Source organism: Campylobacter bilis (assembly GCF_016806695.1).
Taxonomy (GTDB): domain Bacteria; phylum Campylobacterota; class Campylobacteria; order Campylobacterales; family Campylobacteraceae; genus Campylobacter_D; species Campylobacter_D bilis.
In genome coordinates this window covers 1-6,328 of record NZ_WUED01000021.1, presented here as the reverse complement: position 1 = coordinate 6,328, position 6,328 = coordinate 1, and the positions used below count along the sequence as shown (strand labels likewise).

Here is a 6,328-nt window from a genome sequence, read left to right as displayed (position 1 = left end):
TAATAGCTTACCTTTTTTGATTCTAAAACGCATCACTTCCTTGTTAAAGTTTATCATATTTCATATTTAAAGTTTTATCATATCTAAAAGCTAGGATTAAAGCTTAATATTAAAACTATGCCTATGCTTTAATGAAGATATTTTATCTTTAACAAGTTTGTAAAATTGTTTTTATTAAAACTTGCTTGTGACTCTTAACAATGTTAATTAAAAAGAACATATTCTTAAAAAAAATATTGACTGATTTTTAAGAAGTTAAAGTTGAAATTATACAAGATTAAGCTTAAGGGAAGATGAAATTTTAAAAGAGTGTAAAAACATCCATAAAAACTTAGGAATTTCAAAATTTTTAATCGTTATATTTTAAAACAAGCGTAAAAGTGATCTTTTTCACCTTCAAGCACAGGGACATTCTCAGCACATATTTCACTTGCTAAAGGACAACGGGTTCTAAAAACACAACCGCTTGGCGGATTTATAGGTGAAGGCAAATCTCCTTCTAAGAATTGAATTATTTTATTTTTTTCTATCTTAGGATCTGGTATAGGTACAGCCAAAAGTAAAGCTTTAGTATAAGGATGTTTTGCTTCATTATAAATTTGCTCATAATTTGCAATTTCAACTAAATTACCCAAATACATAACCATAACTCTATCAGAAATATGTTTGATTATAGATAAATCATGTGCAATAAAAATCAAAGATAATTGGGTTTGTTCTTGTAAATTTTTGAGTAAATTTACCACCTGAGCTTGTATAGAAACATCCAAAGCCGAGACAGGTTCATCACAGACTATAAGTTTAGGTTCTAAGATTAAAGCTCTAGCAATACCTATTCTTTGACATTGACCTCCTGAGAATTCATGAGGATAGCGATTGATTAAATTAGGAAGCAAACCTACTTTATGCATTATTTGCTGAACTTTTTCTTTGATTTGTTTAACACTCATTTTAGGAAAATGAATTTTTAATGGTTCAGCAATAATATCTCCTATAGTCATGCGAGGATTAAGAGATGCTAAAGAATCTTGAAAGATCATTTGTATATCTTTTCTTGTGCTTTTCCATTCTTTTTTGTTTTGTTTTTCTATATTCTTACCAAGCCAAATTATACTTCCATTTAAATCTTTATTAAGTCCTAAAAGAGCTTTTGCTAAAGTGGATTTACCACAACCTGACTCACCCACTATACCTAAAATTTCACCTTTATAAAGTTTAAAATTAATTTTATTAACAGCTTTCATTTTAATTTTTTTGTTTTTAAAAAAACCTTCACCACTTTTAATTGTATAAAATATACTTAAATCTTTAACTTCTAAAAGCAATTCCCTCATTGATAACTCCTCAAAACTAAGTCTATAGGTGCAAAGCAAGATCTTTGTTTATTTATATGTAATTGTTCCAAAATAGGTGTTTGTAAACAAATTTCTTTTGCAAACGAACATCTAGGGGCAAAAGGACAACCTTGTGGAAGATTAAGCAAATCGGGTGGATTGCCAGGAATTAAATTAAGTTTTTTTTCTTTCAAATCTAAACGCGGAATAGTTTTCATCAATCCTAAAGTATAAGGATGTGTAGGATGGTAAAAAATATCTTCTAAATTAGCATATTCCATTACTTTACCTGCATACATAACCAAAACATTATCACAAAATCCCGCAACAACACCCAAATCATGAGTAATTAAAATCATAGCCATGCCTAATTCTTTTTGCAATTGTTTAAGCAAAGTCATAATTTGCACCTGCACTGTCACATCCAAAGCTGTAGTAGGCTCATCTGCTATTAATAATTTAGGTTTACACAAAAGTGCCATAGCAATCATAACCCTTTGTCTCATGCCTCCAGAAAGCTCATGCGGATACATTTTCATTCTCTTTTTAGCTTCAGGAATTTTCACAGCATCTAACATATGCACTGACTCAATAAAAGCTTTTTGATAACTCATTCCCTTATGCACAATCAAAACTTCTGTAAGTTGATCTGCTAATTTCATATAAGGATTTAAAGAAGTCATAGAATCTTGAAAAATAATAGAGATTTTTTTCGAACGTAAATTATTCATTTCTTTAGCTTTTAAATTTAAAATTTCTTTACCTTCAAATAAAACCTTACCTTCAACCATGCTATTTTTTGCTAATAAACCCAATAAAGCAAACACACTTTGAGATTTTCCAGATCCTGACTCACCTACTATAGCAAGGGTTTCACCTTCATTTAAATTAAAGCTTATATCATTAACAGCTTTCACAATTCCATCTGCTGTTTTAAAACCAACTTTTAAATTTTTAACTTCTAACAACATTTTATCTATCTTTTGGATCTAAAGCATCTCTTAAGCCATCGCCTATAAAATTAAAACAAAACAGAGTTATAACTAAAAATGCCGATGGAAACCCGACTAACCAAGGGGTTTGTTCCATAGAACTTACCCCATCATTCATTAAAGACCCCCAAGAACTTAAGGGCTCTTCAACCCCAAGACCTAAAAAACTCAAAAACGACTCAAATAATATCATTGCAGGAACAAGTAAAGATGCATATACTACGACAAGACCTAATAAATTTGGCACTATATGTTTTAAAATAATACTTCTAGTGCCAACACCACATACTAAAGCAGCTTGAACAAATTCTTTGTTTTTAAGACTTAAAGTCTGCCCTCTTACTATCCTAGCCATATCAAGCCAACTTACAGCCCCTATAGCAACAAAAATTAAAAATATACTTTGTCCAAAAAATGTAACCAAAAGTATGACAAGAAACATAAAAGGTAAAGCAGAAAAAATTTCTAAAATTCTCATCATAATAATATCTGTTTTTCCTCCTATATATCCGGAACTTGCTCCATAAATCACTCCAATTACTATAGCCATTAAAGCACCCACAACACCTACAAGCAAAGAAATTTGTCCGCCTATAGCTACTCTTACAAATAAATCTCTACCTGAATTATCAGTACCAAAATAATGTCCATTTTCAAAACTAGGTGCTGAAGCGATTAAAGCAAAATCTGTTTCATCATAAGTATATTTTGACAAAACAGAACCAAAAAGAGAAAATAAAAGCACTCCAACAATTAAAACTAAACTGATTATTGCAGCTTTATTCCTAAAAAATCTCCTCATAGCATTTTGCCACAAGCTTCTTCCTTTAAGAATCTTTTGATCTGAATTTTGAGGATATTGAGATTGTTTTTCCCAATCTTTTCTAAGTTCTTCTAAATTTACATTAAGAGTGTTTTCTAAATTTTTAGCCAATTTTTTTGTATGATAGGTATTAAGCAGATTCATTTTCACACCTTAATTTGTTATTTTAGGATCTAAAAAAGCATAGATAATATCAGCTATAGCATTAAAAAGTATAGTAAGAGTCCCCACTATAATCGTTAAAGAAAGCACCAAAGAATAATCTCTATTTAAAGCTCCATTAACAAAAAGCTGTCCCACCCCTGGCACAGTAAAAAAAGTTTCTATAACAACAGATCCTGTAATAATACCAACAAAAGCTGGAGATAAATAAGAAACTACAGGAATTAAAGCGGGTTTCAAAGCATGATGAAATAAAATTCTTAAAGAAGACAAACCTTTAGCTTTTGCAGTCCTTATGAAATCAGAATGCAAAATCTCTATCATTGAACCCCTAGTAATTCTAGAAATCGTAGCAATATAGGCTATACACAAAGCCAAAACAGGTAAAATTAAATATCGGATTTCCCCATTATTCCAACCACCAGAAGGCAAAACATCCAAATTAATAGCAAAAATTAAAACAAGCAAAGGTGCTATAATAAAACTTGGCAAAACAACCCCTATCATAGCAAAAGCCATAATACAATAATCTAAAATATTATTTTGATTTAAAGCAGCTATAATTCCTATACTCACTCCCACAACAACAGCCAAAATAAAAGCCACTACCCCTAAAATAATAGAAACTAAAAAAGATTGAGACAAAAGATCATTTACTGACAAATCTTTATAAACAAAACTTGGCCCAAAATCTCCATGGATTAAATCTTTTAGATAAACACCATATTGAACTATCAGGGGTTTATCTAAGCCGTATTTAGCATTAATATTACTCACAACTTCTGGTGGGTATGCTTTTTCACCCATAAAAGGGCTTCCAGGAGCCAATCTCATCAAGAAAAAAGAAATTGTGATGAGAATAAATAAAGTAGGAATAGCCTGCAAAATACGAAAAAATATGAATTTTAACATTCAAGCCCTTAATGTTCTAAAATATAAATATCTTTAAAATAATAACTTTGCGAAGGTTTGATTTTAAAGCCTCTTACATAAGGTTTTATAAGCTGACTCTTTGTATAAAAATAAACAGGTACTAAAGGGACTTCTTTAGATAGAATTTCTTCCGCTTTTGCATAAAGTCTAGCCCTTTCTTCTTCAGTTTTTGCTTTATAAGCTTGTTTAATAATTTCATCATATTGAGGACTTTTAAAACCTGAAGTGTTGTTAGATGATTCAGATAAAAAAGTATTTAAAAAGCTACTAGCTTCATCATAATCAGAACACCAACCTGCTCTAGACATTTGATGTTGGGTTAAATGCCTGGTTGAAAGAAAAGTTTTCCATTCTTGATTTTGCAATTTAACATTAACTATACCCCCTAAATTTTGCTTCCATATGAAAGAAACAGCTATAGCCAATTTTTTATGGTCTTCATTAGTATTGTACAAAAGAGTAAAACTTAAAGGATTATTTTTATTATACCCGGCCTCATCAAGAAGTTTAATAGCTTCTTCATGGCGTTTTTTATCATCCCATTGTGACCATTCTGGTGGTGTAATAAATGCGGCTGCATTAATAGCAGGTGGTGAAAAAGTAAAAGCAGGAATTTGCCCTTGTCTTAAAATTTTATCTGTTATAACACTTCTATCTAAAGCCATAGAAAGAGCTTGGCGTACTTTTACATCATCAAAAGGTGGATTTTTAACATTAAATTCATAAAAATAAGTACACAATACCGGCCCTATAGTTAATTCTTGAGGATATTCTTTCTTAACACTATCTAAAAGCTCTAATGGAAACTCACCTATATCAAGGCTTCCTGATCTATATCTTGTATAAGCTACTGAAGAATTTTGAATTTGAAGCAAGATTAACTTATCAAGTAAAACATTTTGTGCATCCCAATAATAAGGATTTTTTGATAATTTGGCTTCTTCATTAAGCACTAAAGAATCTAATTTAAAAGCACCATTACCCACTATATTTTTAGGATCACTCCAAGCATCTCCTAATTTCTCTACTAATTTTTGCGGAACAGGAGAAAGTACATAAAATTGAGTTAAAAGATCTGCAAAAGGCACAGAATCTTCCAAATGCAAAACCAAAGTATAATCATCTTTAGCCTCTACACCCAAACTCTGAGGACTCATTTTACCATTTAAAATAGCTGAAGCATTCAAAAGTTTCATATAGCTTAAAAAAGACGCATAAGGAGAAGCGGTTTTTGGATCAGCTAATCTTCGCCAAGCAAAAACAAAATCTTTAGCTGTAAGCTTATCCCCATTAGACCATTTAGCATCTTTTCTTAAATTAAAAGTCCAAGTTTTATAATCTTCACTATGACTCCAAGTTAAAGCCACCCCAGGAATGAGTTTATCATCTTTATCAGAAATAATCAAAGTTTCAAATAAATTCCTAGCAAACACTCCTTCAGGAACGCCTTCTACCTTAGCAGGATCTAAAGACTGCGGTGCTGCACCAGCATTATAAATAAAACTTTGTTCTTTGGCTAATTTTTCTTCTGCTTGAAGAACAGTTGTAAAAAAAGTACTTGTAAACAACAAAATAATATAAATTACTTTTTTCATCATAGGATTTTCCTCTTTCGAAATTTAAATTATAATATTTCATAAGTACTTGAATTTGACTAAAAAATTACATTCTTACCAGAAAAAAATAATAGAAGTTTCAAAAAGAAACATTTTTTGATAAATAAAATCTCATTAAATAAAACTATTTCACTCATCAAACTTAAAAACATATCACCAAAACAATAATACACAAAAAACTACTTAAATTTAAACAATGTCCTTTGTGTAGGAGGTTCATGGCTAAGCCCTAAAGAACTCATTTTAGAAAAACAATGGGATAAAATCACTCAAATCACTCAAACAAGTCTAAAACAAATTCAATCTTAATTTAAATTGCTAGGTATTTTATCAACTATAACAAGCTTATAGTTGATAATGCTTAAGAAGTTCATTTTATAAATTTGCTTTTATTTAGAATAATAATGGAGTTTGATTTTAGTACTGTTATGGTGGGCCTAACAAGACTTGAACTTGTGACCTCACCCT

At 30.4% G+C, this 6,328-nt stretch carries 5 protein-coding genes and 1 pseudogene; 1 reads left to right on the top strand and 5 read right to left on the bottom strand.

Annotated features, from left to right (window positions below; translation table 11 throughout):
* Positions 1 to 356: 356 nt before the first annotated feature.
* Genes oppF through GRQ01_RS07355 form a run of 5 tightly spaced genes read right to left on the bottom strand, consistent with a single transcriptional unit; the run spans position 357 to position 5,842 of the window.
* Positions 357 to 1,334, bottom strand: a complete 978-nt coding sequence (gene oppF, locus GRQ01_RS07375; RefSeq protein WP_158335121.1) for a murein tripeptide/oligopeptide ABC transporter ATP binding protein OppF — start codon at positions 1,332 to 1,334, stop codon at positions 357 to 359.
* Positions 1,331 to 2,305, bottom strand: coding sequence for an oligopeptide/dipeptide ABC transporter ATP-binding protein (locus GRQ01_RS07370; protein ID WP_158335120.1), 975 nt, complete (start codon positions 2,303 to 2,305; stop codon positions 1,331 to 1,333). Before GRQ01_RS07370 ends, oppF begins: the two co-directional genes overlap by 4 nt.
* Position 2,306: 1 nt before the next feature.
* Complete coding sequence (gene oppC, locus GRQ01_RS07365) at positions 2,307 to 3,293, bottom strand: oligopeptide ABC transporter permease OppC (RefSeq protein WP_158335119.1); 987 nt, start codon at positions 3,291 to 3,293, stop codon at positions 2,307 to 2,309.
* A gap of 9 nt (positions 3,294 to 3,302) precedes the next feature.
* Positions 3,303 to 4,223 (bottom strand): oligopeptide ABC transporter permease OppB, encoded by a 921-nt coding sequence (gene oppB / locus GRQ01_RS07360; RefSeq protein ID WP_158335118.1) that lies wholly within the window; start codon positions 4,221 to 4,223, stop codon positions 3,303 to 3,305.
* Positions 4,224 to 4,231: 8 nt separating this feature from the next.
* Positions 4,232 to 5,842, bottom strand: coding sequence for an ABC transporter substrate-binding protein (locus GRQ01_RS07355; RefSeq protein WP_158335117.1), 1,611 nt, complete (start codon positions 5,840 to 5,842; stop codon positions 4,232 to 4,234).
* Positions 5,843 to 6,037: 195 nt separating this feature from the next.
* Between GRQ01_RS07355 and GRQ01_RS07350 the strand changes: the two are divergent.
* Positions 6,038 to 6,169, top strand: a pseudogene (locus GRQ01_RS07350) (bifunctional 4-hydroxy-2-oxoglutarate aldolase/2-dehydro-3-deoxy-phosphogluconate aldolase); the annotation flags it as partial.
* Between the last annotated feature and the right edge of the window lie 159 nt (positions 6,170 to 6,328).